Below are 14515 nucleotides of genomic sequence, written 5' to 3'. Positions count from 1 at the left end.
TATTTTCATATTTTTAAGGAGAAGTTAAACAAAAAGCCCTTTCCAAATTGTCGAACTTGTAATATATTTGTCATAAAGTTGTAATGTAACGTTTTGTAAGAGTCACTCGACAAAAATAAGTGAACGGAGGGGTTTCCTATGCATGAAACCTTTCAAAAAATATATGATTCGTACCATCAAGATTTGTACCAGTTTTTATTTTATATGGTTAAAGATAAAAATCAGGCAGAGGATCTCGTTCAGGAGGTTTACATCCGGGTACTTCACTCATATAAAACTTTTGAAGGAAGAAGCAGCGAGAAAACATGGCTGTTTTCAATTGCAAGGCATGTGGCAATTGATTGGTTTCGCAAACAGCAAACCATTAGACAACGGGTACTCGGCACGTTTGATTGGGATAAGCAGGATGTTAAGGACCCAGACTTGCTCCCAGACGAACTGGCTGTACAAGATGAAAATGTAAAAGAAATCTATGCCGCACTTGATCAGTGCACGATTGATCAACGAGCTGTCATCATTTTAAGATTTATCCAGGGCTACTCAATCATGGAGACGGCAAAGGCGCTAAAGTTCTCGGAAAGCAAAGTCAAAACAACGCAGCACCGAGGCCTGAAAGTGCTCCGAAAACATATGGAGCTTTTGAAGGAGGAGCTAGTGAATGAAAACGAACAGGTCCGATTGGAGCGAAGAACGAATCAAGGTGTTACTAAGTCAGCTTCCAAAGGTGGAGGACAACCGTTCATCTAAGCAAATATACCAGCAGATGCTGATGGCAAGCGGGCAGAAAAAGAAAAGTGCCAAATGGATCGGTCCAGCGGTCGCAACCGTTGTGGTTTTATTTATGGCGTTTTTAATTTCTCCTCATTTATTTCAGCAGGCTGCTCAAGATCATCATCAGCAAATGAAAATGGATTCAAGTGCTGACAAAAGTCAGGTGAACGCCACATTAGAGGCGGTCAAACAGACAGATGGGCCCTCACACGTTGTGTCTCGTAAGCAGCAGCAAAAGTATATGACCATCGCATACATAGATGAATCAACCTCTCAAGTGGTTCCAATTAGCATTGAAAAAGAGGATGAGTATGATCATTTGCAGGATATGGTGAACACATATGAGCAGGTGCAGCTGCCTGAAATGACAAAACCTCTTCAATCTTATATGGATATGGTGGACCTTCGCGAAAAAGGAGATACACTTATTTTTCAATTAAAAAGTGATTTGTCCCTTGATACGTTAAAAGAAGCCAACCGGTTTAAAGATATGGTAAAAGAAACGCTAAAATGGAGCAGGTATAAGCAGGTGCAAGTCAAGACAGCCAAAGGGTCTCACCTTCAATTAGGAGCAAATGGACGCGCTGGAACAATATCGATTGAAAAACAAACAAAGCACGCTTATTATGTTTTAGAGAATAAGAGCGGGACTTTTTTGGTGCCTTCAAAAACGCATTATTCATCGTATGAAGATGCGGTAGAAGCTATGAAGCGTACAAGCGATGCAGGACTTGATCCACTAATTAAAGACGAACCGATTAAAGAAGTGACGTCTAAAGGAAAACATGTGACCATTACGTTTGGAGCATCAGCGCAATTATCGGACTCAAATGATCATATTTTACTCATTGAAGGTCTGCTGCTCTCAGCGAAAGATTTTGGTTTTACAGAGGTCACCATTCAACAGGCGGGAACAGATCAAGTTGGTCCGTATGAATTAGAAGAACCGATAGAGGTGCCGGCTCTGCCGAATCCAGTTGTCATAAAAGACCGTTAAAGGACGCGAGAAATTGCGTTCTTTTTTGATGTATAGAAAATAGCTTCCTTGCTGTATACTAAGCTGTCATAAAAAGAACCTCAAAGAAGGGGAGTCACTGATGAAAAGGTATTGCTTCATATGTGCCAGCTGTTTTTTGATGATCTTTTCGCCTGTTGCTCATGCACAGGAAACAAGCGAATGGGTGGAGCCGATAAAAGGAGAAGTCACAGATTTGTTTGGGACAAGAGGCGGCTCGCACATGGGATTAGATATAGCTGCGCCAGAAGGAGAATCCATCTTTGCTGCAAGTGAAGGTGTGGTCTCGCGTTCGTATGTATCTGCTACATATGGCGAGGTTGTGTTTATTCAGCATCCAAATGGATATGAAACCGTCTATGCACATTTACACGAGCGTTTTGTTAAAAAGGATGACCATGTAGAAGCAGGACAGCCGATCGGCATTATCGGCAACACAGGGGCGTCTAGAGGCACTCATTTGCATTTTGAGGTGCACAGGGGTCATTGGTCAGTCAGCAAAGAAGATGCGGTAGATCCACTCACAATCATTGCAGTGGATCGCTTCCAAGAGCCGGCTCTACATGTAAACGGACAAGAGAACAATACATATCTCATTAAACAAGGAGATACCCTTTGGTCGATTGCAAAGGCGCATGAGATGACTGTGGAACAATTGAAGCAGATGAATGAGCTGACCACTCATCTCATCCGAACGGGAGATCGTTTAATGGTTTCAAAAAAATAAACCTCATGCATGTGCATGAGGTTTATCATGATTTTTTATAGGTCGATCAGACGGACAGAAAGTATATCTTGCACTTCGGTTAATTCTTTGACAATTTCGTCCTCGAGATGCTTGTCGAAAGAAAGCATCATGATGGCTTCGCCGCCTTTTTCTTTACGTCCTACCTGCATTGTCGCAATGTTAACATCATGATCGCCTAAAATTTGTCCAACCTTTCCAATTACACCAGGTGCATCAGTATGCTGGATGTAGACAAGGTGTCCATCTGGATAAAAATCAATATTAAATCCATTAATGGAAACAACGCGTTCTCCTAAATGCGGGATATAGGTTGCTTTTAGAGTAAAGGTTGAAATTTCGCCTTTGACTTCAATAGAAATGCTGTTTTCGTAACCAGATTCGCTAGAAGAAATCTTTTCACTAAAGCTAATGCCGCGTTCTTTTGCCACCATTCCAGCATTGACTTCATTTACGGTCGAATCAACACGCTCTTTTAAAAAGCCTGACAGAAGACTTTTTGTAATAAAGGATGTTTCGAGTTTTGAAATAGAGCCTTCGTAAGAGATGCCTACTTCTTTTACCGGTTCTCTCATTGATTGAGAGACAAGACGTCCGAGCTTCCCTGCAAACTGATGATAAGGCTGAATTTTTTTGAACTCGTCTTTTGTCATCGCTGGTAGATTAATAGATGACATAACAGGGAGTCCTTTTGCAAATTGAAGTACTTCTTCAGATACTTGCGCCGCTACATTTAATTGTGCTTCCTTCGTCGATGCGCCAAGATGCGGAGTCGCAATGACGAGCGGATGGTCTACAAGCGGATTATCAGTAGGAGGTTCTACTTCAAATACATCGAGTGCAGCTCCTGCAACATGGCCGCTTTCAAGCGCTTCAAGAAGGTCACGCTCGTCAATAATACCACCGCGTGCACAGTTCACTAGGCGAACGCCTTTTTTCGTTTTTGCAATTGTTTCTTTATTGAGAAGTCCTCTTGTTTCTTTTGTTAACGGGGTATGTACAGTGATAATATCTGATACTTCGAGTACTTCATCAAGTGATTTGGCGTTAACACCGATTTTTTCTGCACGTTCCTTTGTCAGAAATGGGTCAAATACGTTGACTGTCATGCCAAATGCTCTTGCGCGTTGGGCGATTTCGCTTCCGATTCTGCCAAGTCCAACAATCCCAAGAGATTTTCCATAAAGCTCAGCACCAACATATGCACCTCTGTTCCATTCTTTTGATTTCACAGAAATGTTGGCTTGTGGAATATGACGCATGAGTGAAGAGATCATCGCAAAAGTATGCTCAGCTGTGGAGATCGTATTACCGTTTGGTGCATTGATCACAATGACGCCATGTTTGGTTGCTTCATCAATATCAATATTGTCTACTCCCACACCGGCACGGCCGACAATTTTTAATGAAGTCATTTTTTCATAAAGCTCTTTGGTCACTTTCGTAGCACTTCTGACTAGTAAGGCATCAAATGTGTGTAATTCATCTTCTGCTTCTGTTACATTTTTTTGGACAATTTCAACAAAATCTGATTCTAAAAGTGGTAAAAGACCATCATTGCTCATCTTATCTGAGACTAATACTCGAAACATCGTAAGATTTCCTCCTAAAATAAACGTCATAAATATCTGATAATTTACCATATTCCTTTTCACTGTGTCAATCAAATTAAAGCAGTAAAGCGAAAAAGAAAACACGAACATTTCTTGGTGTCTTTATAAAGAATGGACACCTTTAAACAAAAGATAACCAATTTTTTCGTATTTGTCATTATAATTTTTAAGTTTTTTACGTTTTCTTAAAACTGATCAAATTGCTCAGGATTTTTATCTGTACAAATGCTCATATATCATATATAATGATGTCGAATTGAATAATGATCAATCTTCGGGGCAGGGTGCAATTCCCTACCGGCGGTGATGAGCATAGTCTCTAAGCCCGCGAGCCTTTTTTGGCAGGATTCGGTGTGATTCCGAAGCCGACAGTATAGTCTGGATGGGAGAAGATGGAGGTTCGTAAACGTTGAAAACTTGGTTTTTCACACGTTTATTTGTCTAGCCTAAATTCCCCGCTCCTGTTTTCATGAGCGGTTTTTTTGTGGCTGAAATTGAACAATCCTCTTTTCGAAAGATTTGATCGAAAAGGAGAGAGAATATTGAATCAAAGTAAAGTAAAACGTTTAGTCGTCACCAGTATGCTTAGCAGTATTTCGTTTGTGTTAATTTTATTGGATTTCCCTTTCCCAGGGCTTCCAGCGTATTTGAAAATTGATTTCAGCGATATCCCAGCGATTATTGCGATTTTAATTTATGGGCCAGGTGCAGGAATTGCCGTTGAGGCATTAAAAAATGTTCTGCATTATCTCATTCAAGGCAGTATGTCCGGCGTTCCAGTTGGGCAAGTCGCGAACTTCATTGCAGGCACACTATTCATCTTGCCAGTCGCCTTTATGTTCAAAAAAATTAAATCAGCAAAAGGAATGGCTTGGTCAATGATCATGGGTACATTACTTATGACTGTGATGATGAGTATTTTAAATTACTTCTTATTCCTGCCAGCTTACACATGGTTTTTAAACGCACCTGAGCTATCAGATCATGCGCTCAAGACGACCATTACAGCAGGGATTTTACCTTTTAACTTTATTAAAGGAATCATCATTACCATCGTATTTAGCTTCATTTTTGTGAAAATGCGTCCATGGTTTGAAAATAAACGCCGACTTCAAAATAGTTAATATAAAAAAAGCCCCTGCTTAAGGGGCTTTTATACTATTCATGCTTAAGTGGATCACCTTCGAAAGATTCGTCCGCAACCTTGATTGAGTCAGTTGGACATCCTTCAAATGCATCAAGCATATCTTCTTCAAGTACTTCTGGAACTTCTACAGTCCCTTGGTTGTCGTCAAGCGTAACAAATGCAATGCCTTCATCATCATAATCATAAATGTCTGGAGCAGCTGCACCGCATGCGCCGCAAGCAATACATGTGTCTTTGTCTACAATTGTATATTTTGCCATGTTAAAAAAATACCTCCCAAATAGTTCGATGGAACACATGGTTTAACCTTTTTAGTTTCACCGATAAAAAACAATTTCCTCAAACCTTATTGTAATGATTTTAAATTCACATTTCAACTGTAAAGTGATTGAGAATGCTTATCACATAAGGGTTTGTTCATAACTTTCCCCTATAAATTGAGTTTAAACATTTCTTCTTGTATGAAATCTGTTAAAATAAAGGGAGAAAATATTCGAATTTTGTCAGGAAGACAGGTGCTTTGATGAATGACTCTTCATTATTTGGATGTCATGTTAATGGACAGCGTATATAAATTGAACGGCGAACGCTCCATTAGTGCTGTCTACCATCTTTTTAAAGGAAAAAAATCATCTCAAACCATACAGGATGCCAGCTTGTTTGAGCTTTCCAGGTACTTCGGCTGTTACCCGGGGTTTACGAGGGATCAGCTGAATCGTTCTGCTTTAAAGCTTGAAGAGAAGCACTATATTAGAAAAACCGATGAGACACTGAGTATCACTGAAGCAGGGCAGCGAATGCTACACCAGCATTTTTCTGAAAAACCGATGCCTGCTTATTTTCATGGTGCAAAATATCATGATAAAGCAAAGATGCTATGGATGAGGCTCTCTTTACTTGTACAAGTGCTTTCTCACCATATGGCTGGATCACATCAATATGTTCCAATACAAAGAGATGTCTCGGTTCAAAGCTGGACGAAATCTTTTTTGAAACAGCATCAGCAGAAAAGCAAGCTTTCAGAAGAGCTGCATCATGAACTAGAAAAACTCCTAATGAGCCTAAGTCATCAAGAGGCACTGATTTTTGTTTACTCATTGACCTCACATGAACGAATCGGGCGTACGTATCAGCAAATGGCGGAGTGGATGAAAGAGGATGTGTGGTATGTGTACTTGCTTTTTTGGAATGTACTCCATTATTTTATTCAATCTGCCCAAAAAGGTGAGTCGCCGATTTTGCAGCAGCTCGTAGGTGACCTTGAATTTAAACGCGTGTTAACAACTTCTACTCACAAAACACTTGAGCTTGTCCAAAAAGGATTTGATATTGAGCAAATTGCTCACATTCGTTCATTAAAAAAGGCAACGATTGAAGATCATATCGTGGAGCTGTCGATACATGAGCCAAGCTTTTCAATAGATCCCTATGTGAGTATAAAAGAGCAGCGGGAGATCCTTGCTGTAGCCAGAGAGCTGCAAACAAATAAAATGAAGCTGATTAAAGAAAAGCTCGAGCATCCATTTACTTATTTTCAAATACGATTGGCACTGACAAGGATGGTGAAAGCAAATGGATAAGCTTCATCAGACGCTCATGCGATACTTTGGCCACGACACATTTAAAGCAGGTCAAGAGGACATTATTCGAAGTGTACTGCATCAAAAAGATACGGTTGCCATGCTGCCTACTGGTGGAGGAAAGTCGCTTTGCTATCAAATTCCCGGTTATATGACAGACGGGTTGGTTCTGATTATTTCGCCGCTTTTATCGCTTATGGAGGACCAAGTCGAACGAATGAAAATGCGCGGAGAAAAACGAGTGGCGGCGCTTAATAGCACATTGTCTTTTCAGGAGAGGCGACATATCATTCGGCATTTGCCATCATATAAATTTCTATTCGTCGCACCTGAGGCATTAATGTCAGAAGTGCTGCTTGAACAGCTCAAATCGATGCGTATTGGTCTGTTTGTCGTCGATGAAGCGCATTGTATATCAGAATGGGGGCATGATTTCCGTCCTGAATATTCGAAGCTTGGAGAATGGAGAGAAGCGTTAGGTCATCCTGTGGCTTTAGCTCTTACAGCTACAGCAACGAAACAAACGCTAAAAGATACTGTGCAAACGCTAAGATTGCAGCATCCAGACTTTCATATTCATTCCGTCAACCGCCCGAACATTGCCTTAGTCAAAGAAATGCACGAAACGAAAGAAGCAAAAGAGAAACGGGCTATTGAGCTTGCGGATTTCCTGCAAGGACCAGGCATTATTTATTGCCCGACCCGGCAAATGACAGAAGAGCTTGCTCTCTGTATGAAACAAAAAACCAATCAGCGTGTTGAGTTTTATCATGGCGGAATGGATGCAGGAGACCGTATGCTCATTCAGCAGCAATTTATCAGCGGTCAGCTTGATCTCATTTGCTGTACGAGTGCTTTTGGCATGGGAATTGATAAAGCAAATATCCGATTTGTCATTCATATGAGCCCTCCGCAATCGATTGAAGCATTTATGCAAGAGATTGGAAGAGCGGGAAGGGACGGGAAAAATAGTGTGAGCATTCTTTTATATACAGAAGAGGATGCAGATATTCAGCTACACTTGATCCAAGCAGAAGGATTTGACGAACCAGAAATTGATTTCTATTTAGCACAACTGACTCAAATGCAGACAAATGATGAAAAAAAATTACGTGCACGATTGATGGAAACAGGGCTTCAGGAGACGCGTGCAAGAATGCTGACGCACTATTACATGATGCATGTGTCCGAACAGCGCCCGGCAATTCTGATGAATCTAAAAGAAAAATTGCAGGACAGGCAAACAGAAAAGCTGAGAAAAGTGTGGCAATTTAAAGAGCGGGTCATGGATCATGACTGCTTTAGACAATCTCTGTTATCATACTTTCACGAACAGCTTGATCAAACAGAGCGCGCGTCCTCTGATGATTGCTGCTCTTCTTGCGGACTGAACCTGTCTGATTATGAAAAAAAAGAACAATCATTGGAGCTGAATGAAATGAAACACTGGAAGACTGTGCTGGATCGCATGTTTCATCTGACAAAAGAGGCGCAGCATTGATTGAACAACATCGCCGAATCATTGAAAAATTAACCGATCGACAAGTCGTAGAACAGTTGTATTTCACGCAGCTGCTCATGCTTATCGTTTCTTTTTTACTAGGCATATTTATGTTCGATCAATGGACGGATTTTACAGCCCTTTGGCAGATTCAGGATATGCGCATTCTAACATATGGAATTGGCGGTGCATTGCTCGTCATTATTATAGATGCAATTGTCATGAAGGTGTTTCCCGCTCATATGTATGATGATGGCGGTTTAAATGAAAAGATGTTCAAAAACCGAAGCATCCCGCATATTGTTTGGTTAGCACTTCTCATTGCCTTTTCAGAGGAAATACTATTTCGCGGAATTGTTCAACAGCAATTTGGGCTTGAGATTGCCAGCATCGTGTTTGCGCTTCTTCACTTTCGCTATTTATCAAAAATACTCTTGTTTATCCTCGTGGTTTCCATTAGTATTTTTTTAGGACTTTTATACGAGTGGACGGGGAATTTATTTGTTCCTGTCATGACACATTTTGTCATTGACTTAGTCTTTGCTTGTCAAATTCGTTTGAAATATAAGGGGAGGGATGAACATGGAAGAAATGTCGAGAATGCAGAGAAAGAAGGAGCAGCTGACAAACAACCATGACGACAATGTAGAGGAAATTCTTGAAGAAAAAGTACATCCTTCTGATGACTCTCACTTTCCTACGCGAGAAGACTTTCATGAATATAAGAAGCAGCGTACGAAAAAAGTGCGCAATCCTTTGTTTACGACATTGGCTATTATCTTTCCTATCATCGTCATCACTGTTTTCTTTCTATTGATCTACTACACTTCAAAGGAAATTAACGATAATAACAATCAGGGTGTATACATTGATAAAACCTCAAGTGCTGACACAGACCCAGTTCCGTCAGCACTAGACAAAACAAAAAATGACGCAAACGCTGATAAAGCGGATGCGTCTGATGAAGAGAAGAAAAAGAAAGATGAAGAAAAAGAAAAGAAGCGATCAAAAGAAAAAGCAGAGCAGAAGAAAAAAGAAAAAGCTGCTAAAGAGAAACAAGAGCGTGAAAAAGCCGCAGCTGCGAAAAAGCGTGAACAGCAGCAGCTAGCCCTCCAAAAACAGCAAGAAGAGAAAAAACGAAAAGAAGCCGAAGAGAAAAAGAAGCAGGAAGAAAAGCCAGTTCGTGTCGTGCAGCATACTGTTGGACCAGAGGAAAACCTGTATCGAATCTCGATGAAATATTACAAAAGCCGATCGGGTGAAGAGAAAATAAAAGCTTATAATCATTTAAATGGGAACAGTGTATACAGTGGTCAAGTACTCAACATTCCACTGGAAAACTAATTACCTGACATGAACGAATGAAAAAGCACATACATATGTAGAAAAAAGGGACAGGGTGTATGTGATGACTTTGCACGCAATCAGCCGCTATATGGATCAGCCGACACAGAAAATGATGGAAACGTTGATCAAAAGAAAGCACAAATATGAGGGCTTTGCCAAGCAGTGCAAAAGATGGCAATGGACAGCCCTTTTGTCGCTGGCGATTCTTTTGTTTTATTTTGTGATAACGGCAAATAAGGGAGGCTCGCTTCAGCCGGAAGCGATGATTGCAACGCTGCTCGGTCATGAGGTCTTTCTATTTTGGATAATGGCTGAGGTGTTTGCTTTTTATGCTTCTTATTATTATAAGAAAAAAGAAGAAAAGGCTGAGGATGAATATCATCGCCTCAGATGTGAGATTATACAAAAAAGCACAGACTTATGGCCGCAATCAGACCAGTGGAAAGAGCGTGAAGCGGTTTTTCGCTATATGCAGCAGCAATATGACATTAATCTCTATTATGAAAGTAAATAAATGTGTAAAAAGACGTTTTAATAGTTGAAACGTCTTTTTTCATTCAAGCGTCTTATGAACGACACATATGCAAGGGAGCCATTTATGATGAAATATGCCATCGGATTTACTGCCGCCATTGCGGCTGTTACAACAGGTGTGTGTGTAACGGCAAAAATGGTGAAAACGGCAAAACAAAACAACATCAAAAAGCATTACTTTACAATAGAAGCACTTCAATCAGATCGACCAGCAGTGATTTTCTTTATTTCTGATACACACCGGCGGCTGATTAGTGACTCATTATTAGCTGAGGTCACACAAGAAAAACCGGATGTCATTATGATAGGCGGGGACTTAGCAGAAAAAGGTGTACCCTACGCCAGAATTGAAGAAAATGTGAAACGTTTATCAAGAATTGCGCCCGTTTATTTTGTTTGGGGAAATAATGATCACGAGCTGCACCAGCAAAAGCTTAAAGAGATTCTTCATGCTTACGATGTGACGACTCTGCAAAATGAAACAGCTGTGTGGGATTTCGAAGGCCAGTCAATCAAAATTGGAGGCATCGATGATATTCGGCTTGAAAAGGCGGATTATGAAGCGATACGACCTGAGTTTGTGAAAGATGACGTAAATATTCTCTTATCACACAACCCAGATGTACATCATTTAATGAGTGAAGATGAGGGGATCGACCTTGTTCTGAGTGGTCATACGCATGGAGGTCAGATTCGAATTGGGAAATTTGGTCCGTATGAAAAAGGAAGAACAGGTCAGGTCAAAGGCGCATTTTTTCTCATTAGTAATGGCTATGGAACAACAAAGATTCCAATGCGTCTCGGGGCAGAACCGGAAACGCATCTGATCTATTTAATGCCTGTCAAAACGCGATGACTTGCTGCGCCCTCAATATTTTCCATAAAAGTCACCGTAAGCATAGCTTCATGCTTGTCTTCCGTCTTGACACAGTGTAAACTGAATACAAAATTAAGAACCTATGACTCATCATCTCATATACTACAGTATGATGTGTGTTTAGAAGAGGCAGGAGGGAACGTTATGCGACTGGAGCGTCTGAATTATAATAAAATCAAAATTTTTCTCACACTAGATGACCTGACAGACCGGGGTCTTACGAAAGAAGACCTTTGGAAAGATTCGTTCAAAGTCCATCAGCTGTTTAAAGACATGATGAACGAAGCGAATCAGGAGCTCGGTTTTGAAGCGAGTGGACCGATTGCTGTTGAAGTATTTTCACTTCAGGCGCAGGGGATGGTCGTCATTGTCACAAAGAGTCAGCAGGATGCTGATGATGATGATGAGTTTGATGAAGATTACATTGAGATGCAAGTCAAGCTCGACGAGAGTCATCATGTGCTCTATCAATTTGCCTCGTTTGAAGATGTGATTCAACTGTCCCATAGTTTAAGTCGTATTGGACTTTTAGGGGGTACAGTTTACCATTATGAAGGTCAATATTTTCTCAGCCTAGATGATTTTGAAGAACTGTCTGCTGATACGGTTATTTCCATTTTAGCGGAGTTCGGTTCACCTACGACATTAACGATTCATCGGCTAAAAGAATACGGAAAAGTGATCATGCAAGATGATGCAGTGAAAACGATTCAAATGTATTTTTAATCACTTTTTTCTATTATATTTAATACTGTTGTGATGAAACAACAGTATTTTTTTATATCCTTTTTATATTTATAAACGCTGATATTTTATTTTGATAAAAAACGTTTTTTTACCTTTGCTTTACCAGTACGAAGGTGTATACTATTGCTTGAAAGGGAGCAGTAGATCATGAAAGATTTCTAGGGGGTTTATTTTAATGGCAGCCGATCAAAACGCCGCTCATAACGCAGAAGATAAGCTAGATGTTTTAAAGTCAACTCAAACCGTCATACATAAAGCGCTAGACAAATTAGGGTATCCGCAAGAAGTGTATGAATTGCTGAAGGAGCCAATTCGTCTATTAACTGTGAAAATTCCAGTACGAATGGATGATGGATCAGTGAAAATTTTCACTGGTTACCGCGCGCAGCACAATGATGCTGTCGGACCGACAAAAGGCGGTATTCGTTTCCACCCGAACGTTACTGAAAAAGAAGTAAAAGCGCTTTCAATTTGGATGAGTTTAAAATGTGGTATTGTGGATCTTCCTTATGGCGGAGGAAAAGGCGGTATTATCTGTGATCCAAGAGAAATGTCATTTAGAGAGCTTGAAAAACTAAGCCGCGGCTATGTGCGTGCAATCAGTCAAATCGTTGGTCCAACGAAAGATGTACCAGCACCAGATGTGTTTACAAACTCTCAAATTATGGCATGGATGATGGACGAATATTCTAGAATGGATGAATTTAACTCGCCAGGATTTATTACCGGAAAACCAATTGTTCTTGGAGGATCACACGGACGTGATACTGCAACAGCAAAAGGTGTGACGATCTGCATCAAAGAAGCGGCGAAGAAAAAAGGAATTGACATTAACGGGGCACGTGTTGTCGTACAGGGATTCGGAAATGCAGGAAGCTACTTGGCTAAATTCATGTATGATGCCGGAGCGAAAATCGTAGGGATTTCAGATGCTTACGGCGGGTTATACGATGAAGATGGTCTTGATATTGACTACTTGCTTGACAGACGTGACAGCTTTGGAACGGTTACTAAATTATTTAACGATACCATCACAAACCAAGAGCTGCTTGAGCTCGATTGTGATATCTTAGTACCTGCAGCCATTGAGAACCAAATCACTGAAGATAATGCGGCAAACATTAAAGCTAAAATTGTCGTAGAAGCAGCGAATGGTCCAACGACACTTGAAGGAACAAAAATTCTTTCAGATCGTGGAGTACTGCTTGTCCCAGACGTACTTGCGAGTGCGGGTGGTGTAACGGTTTCTTACTTTGAATGGGTGCAGAATAACCAAGGGTTCTACTGGACTGAAGAGGAAGTCGAAACTCGTTTAGAAGATATGATGGTGAAATCATTTAATAATATTTATGAAATGGCGCAAAATCGCCGCATCGATATGCGTCTTGCAGCATATATGGTCGGCGTACGTAAAATGGCTGAAGCTTCTCGATTCAGAGGCTGGATTTAAGCGGCTCATTTGCATCGTGCCTTAAAATCTCCTATCCTTAAATAGGAGATTTTTTTTATGGAATGGAACAACTCATGAAACAGCTAGCAATTGTTATTGCATTGAAACGACAGGAGTGGAACAAATGAAACAAGAAAAAGCGATCATAATAGGAGGCGGCCCATGCGGGTTATCAGCTGCCATCGCATTCAAGCAAATTGGAATTGATGCACTTGTCATTGAAAAGGGGAATGTCGTCAACAGTATTTATCATTACCCAACACATCAAACCTTTTTCAGTTCAAGTGAAAAGCTTGAGATTGGTGATGTCGCGTTTATTACTGAAAATCGCAAGCCCGTTCGTATCCAGGCACTTTCTTATTATCGAGAAGTAGTCAGACGAAAAAGCCTGCGTGTACATGCCTTTGAAAAAGTGAACGCTGTGACGAAAAAAGACGGTCATTTTACCGTGAGCACATCAAAAGACGACTATGTATGTGATTATGTCGTGATTGCTACTGGCTACTATGACCATCCAAACTATATGAATGTCAAAGGGGAAGACCTTCCACATGTGTATCATTATTTTAAAGAAGGACACCCATACTTTGATAAAGATGTAACGGTGATCGGCGGGAAAAACTCAAGTGTCGATGCTGCGCTAGAACTTGTGAAATGCGGAAGTAGAGTCACTGTACTTTATCGAGGAACTGAATATTCATCTAGCATCAAACCTTGGATTTTGCCAGAGTTTGAAGCACTTGTGCGGAATGGGACGATTCGAATGGAGTTTGGAGCGCAGGTGAAGGAAATTACAGAAGAAGAAGTGATTTTTACTAACCAACAAGAGCAAACGGAGCGAGTGAAAAGTGATTATGTTTTTGCCATGACAGGCTATCATCCAGATCATTCTTTCTTAGAAAAAATGGGTGTGACAATTGATCAAGAATCAGGCCGACCAGCATTTGATGAACAGACGATGGAGACAAACGTAGAAGGTATTTTCATCGCAGGAGTGATTGCAGCTGGAAATAATGCCAATGAAATTTTCATTGAAAACGGGAGATTTCATGGGGAGCTAATTGCAGAAGAAATCAACAAAAGAATGAACGGATAAAAAAAGAACTGGATCCTTCTAAGGGATTCGGTTCTTTTTGATATAAAATGGGATTATATAGAAGGATATTTTCATAAAAATGGGCTCGAGTC

Annotated in this window: 15 protein-coding genes and 1 riboswitch; of the genes, 13 read left to right on the top strand and 2 right to left on the bottom strand. The window is 40.5% G+C overall.

Translation table 11 applies throughout. From position 1 onward, the window contains the following. Positions 1–138: 138 nt before the first annotated feature. The 3 genes from sigX to NST39_RS11125 all read left to right on the top strand — a co-directional run bounded on the left by sigX (position 139) and on the right by NST39_RS11125 (position 2513). The gene (gene sigX / locus NST39_RS11135; RefSeq protein WP_003215976.1) at positions 139–747 is read left to right on the top strand and encodes an RNA polymerase sigma factor SigX; all 609 of its coding nucleotides are present in this window, start codon (positions 139–141) and stop codon (positions 745–747) included. Continuing rightward, positions 659–1768: a hypothetical protein gene (locus NST39_RS11130; RefSeq protein ID WP_044141085.1), complete on the top strand. Its 1110-nt coding sequence runs from the start codon at positions 659–661 to the stop codon at positions 1766–1768. Before sigX ends, NST39_RS11130 begins: the two co-directional genes overlap by 89 nt. Positions 1769–1868: 100 nt before the next feature. Continuing rightward, positions 1869–2513, top strand: a complete 645-nt coding sequence (locus tag NST39_RS11125) for a M23 family metallopeptidase (RefSeq protein ID WP_282061241.1) — start codon at positions 1869–1871, stop codon at positions 2511–2513. Positions 2514–2548: 35 nt separating this feature from the next. Here the strand turns inward: NST39_RS11125 and serA are convergent, their stop codons facing one another. Then, the gene (gene serA, locus NST39_RS11120) at positions 2549–4123 is read right to left on the bottom strand and encodes a phosphoglycerate dehydrogenase (protein WP_341028444.1); all 1575 of its coding nucleotides are present in this window, start codon (positions 4121–4123) and stop codon (positions 2549–2551) included. 287 nt (positions 4124–4410) lie between these two features. Next, a riboswitch (FMN riboswitch) is annotated at positions 4411–4542 on the top strand. Positions 4543–4686: 144 nt separating this feature from the next. Here serA and NST39_RS11115 point away from each other — a divergent pair. Continuing rightward, entirely contained in the window at positions 4687–5268 is a 582-nt protein-coding gene (locus NST39_RS11115; RefSeq protein WP_012010414.1) for an ECF transporter S component, read from the top strand. Between the two features lie 34 nt (positions 5269–5302). Here NST39_RS11115 and NST39_RS11110 read toward each other — a convergent pair whose 3' ends face one another. Next, complete coding sequence (locus tag NST39_RS11110) at positions 5303–5551, bottom strand: ferredoxin (protein ID WP_003215700.1); 249 nt, start codon at positions 5549–5551, stop codon at positions 5303–5305. A gap of 267 nt (positions 5552–5818) precedes the next feature. Here NST39_RS11110 and NST39_RS11105 point away from each other — a divergent pair, with 267 nt between their 5' ends. The 9 genes from NST39_RS11105 to NST39_RS11065 all read left to right on the top strand — a co-directional run bounded on the left by NST39_RS11105 (position 5819) and on the right by NST39_RS11065 (position 14423). After that, positions 5819–6871, top strand: a complete 1053-nt coding sequence (locus NST39_RS11105) for a helix-turn-helix domain-containing protein (protein WP_341028441.1) — start codon at positions 5819–5821, stop codon at positions 6869–6871. Then, complete coding sequence (locus NST39_RS11100) at positions 6864–8372, top strand: RecQ family ATP-dependent DNA helicase (RefSeq protein WP_341028440.1); 1509 nt, start codon at positions 6864–6866, stop codon at positions 8370–8372. The genes NST39_RS11105 and NST39_RS11100 overlap by 8 nt, the downstream gene beginning before the upstream one ends. Further along, positions 8369–9010 carry a CPBP family intramembrane glutamic endopeptidase gene (locus tag NST39_RS11095; protein ID WP_044141090.1) on the top strand — a complete coding sequence of 214 codons (642 nt, stop codon included), beginning with the start codon at positions 8369–8371 and terminating at the stop codon, positions 9008–9010. Before NST39_RS11100 ends, NST39_RS11095 begins: the two co-directional genes overlap by 4 nt. Further along, positions 8955–9716, top strand: a complete 762-nt coding sequence (locus tag NST39_RS11090) for a LysM peptidoglycan-binding domain-containing protein (RefSeq protein WP_341028439.1) — start codon at positions 8955–8957, stop codon at positions 9714–9716. The genes NST39_RS11095 and NST39_RS11090 overlap by 56 nt, the downstream gene beginning before the upstream one ends. Before the next feature lie 64 nt (positions 9717–9780). Then, positions 9781–10233, top strand: a complete 453-nt coding sequence (locus tag NST39_RS11085; protein WP_003215549.1) for a DUF2663 family protein — start codon at positions 9781–9783, stop codon at positions 10231–10233. Positions 10234–10320: 87 nt separating this feature from the next. Next, complete coding sequence (locus NST39_RS11080) at positions 10321–11109, top strand: metallophosphoesterase (protein ID WP_050943977.1); 789 nt, start codon at positions 10321–10323, stop codon at positions 11107–11109. 165 nt (positions 11110–11274) lie between these two features. Then, positions 11275–11856: a genetic competence negative regulator gene (locus NST39_RS11075; RefSeq protein WP_341028436.1), complete on the top strand. Its 582-nt coding sequence runs from the start codon at positions 11275–11277 to the stop codon at positions 11854–11856. A 196-nt stretch (positions 11857–12052) separates the two neighbouring features. Further along, positions 12053–13327 (top strand): Glu/Leu/Phe/Val family dehydrogenase, encoded by a 1275-nt coding sequence (locus NST39_RS11070; RefSeq protein WP_003215501.1) that lies wholly within the window; start codon positions 12053–12055, stop codon positions 13325–13327. A 124-nt stretch (positions 13328–13451) separates the two neighbouring features. Beyond that, the gene (locus tag NST39_RS11065) at positions 13452–14423 is read left to right on the top strand and encodes a YpdA family putative bacillithiol disulfide reductase (RefSeq protein ID WP_341028433.1); all 972 of its coding nucleotides are present in this window, start codon (positions 13452–13454) and stop codon (positions 14421–14423) included. Positions 14424–14515: the final 92 nt, after the last annotated feature.

This window comes from Bacillus sp. FSL W8-0645 (assembly GCF_038007905.1).
GTDB classification, from domain to species: Bacteria; Bacillota; Bacilli; order Bacillales; family Bacillaceae; genus Bacillus; species Bacillus pumilus.
The sequence above is the reverse complement of the archived record's forward strand: the minus strand, read 5'-3'. Positions and strand labels throughout refer to the sequence as shown.

Bases quoted from the DNA above. Each gene is read 5' to 3' on its own strand.
- NST39_RS11070 (WP_003215501.1), top strand. From the start codon at position 12,053: ATGGCAGCCGATCAAAACGCCGCTCATAACGCAGAAGATAAGCTAGAT.
- NST39_RS11065 (WP_341028433.1), top strand. From the start codon at position 13,452: ATGAAACAAGAAAAAGCGATCATAATAGGAGGCGGCCCATGCGGGTTA.
- NST39_RS11125 (WP_282061241.1), top strand. From the start codon at position 1,869: ATGAAAAGGTATTGCTTCATATGTGCCAGCTGTTTTTTGATGATCTTT.
- NST39_RS11080 (WP_050943977.1), top strand. From the start codon at position 10,321: ATGAAATATGCCATCGGATTTACTGCCGCCATTGCGGCTGTTACAACA.
- NST39_RS11085 (WP_003215549.1), top strand. From the start codon at position 9,781: ATGACTTTGCACGCAATCAGCCGCTATATGGATCAGCCGACACAGAAA.
- sigX (WP_003215976.1), top strand. From the start codon at position 139: ATGCATGAAACCTTTCAAAAAATATATGATTCGTACCATCAAGATTTG.
- serA (WP_341028444.1), bottom strand. From the start codon at position 4,123: ATGTTTCGAGTATTAGTCTCAGATAAGATGAGCAATGATGGTCTTTTA.
- NST39_RS11130 (WP_044141085.1), top strand. From the start codon at position 659: ATGAAAACGAACAGGTCCGATTGGAGCGAAGAACGAATCAAGGTGTTA.
- NST39_RS11105 (WP_341028441.1), top strand. From the start codon at position 5,819: ATGACTCTTCATTATTTGGATGTCATGTTAATGGACAGCGTATATAAA.
- NST39_RS11075 (WP_341028436.1), top strand. From the start codon at position 11,275: ATGCGACTGGAGCGTCTGAATTATAATAAAATCAAAATTTTTCTCACA.
- NST39_RS11090 (WP_341028439.1), top strand. From the start codon at position 8,955: ATGGAAGAAATGTCGAGAATGCAGAGAAAGAAGGAGCAGCTGACAAAC.
- NST39_RS11100 (WP_341028440.1), top strand. From the start codon at position 6,864: ATGGATAAGCTTCATCAGACGCTCATGCGATACTTTGGCCACGACACA.
- NST39_RS11110 (WP_003215700.1), bottom strand. From the start codon at position 5,551: ATGGCAAAATATACAATTGTAGACAAAGACACATGTATTGCTTGCGGC.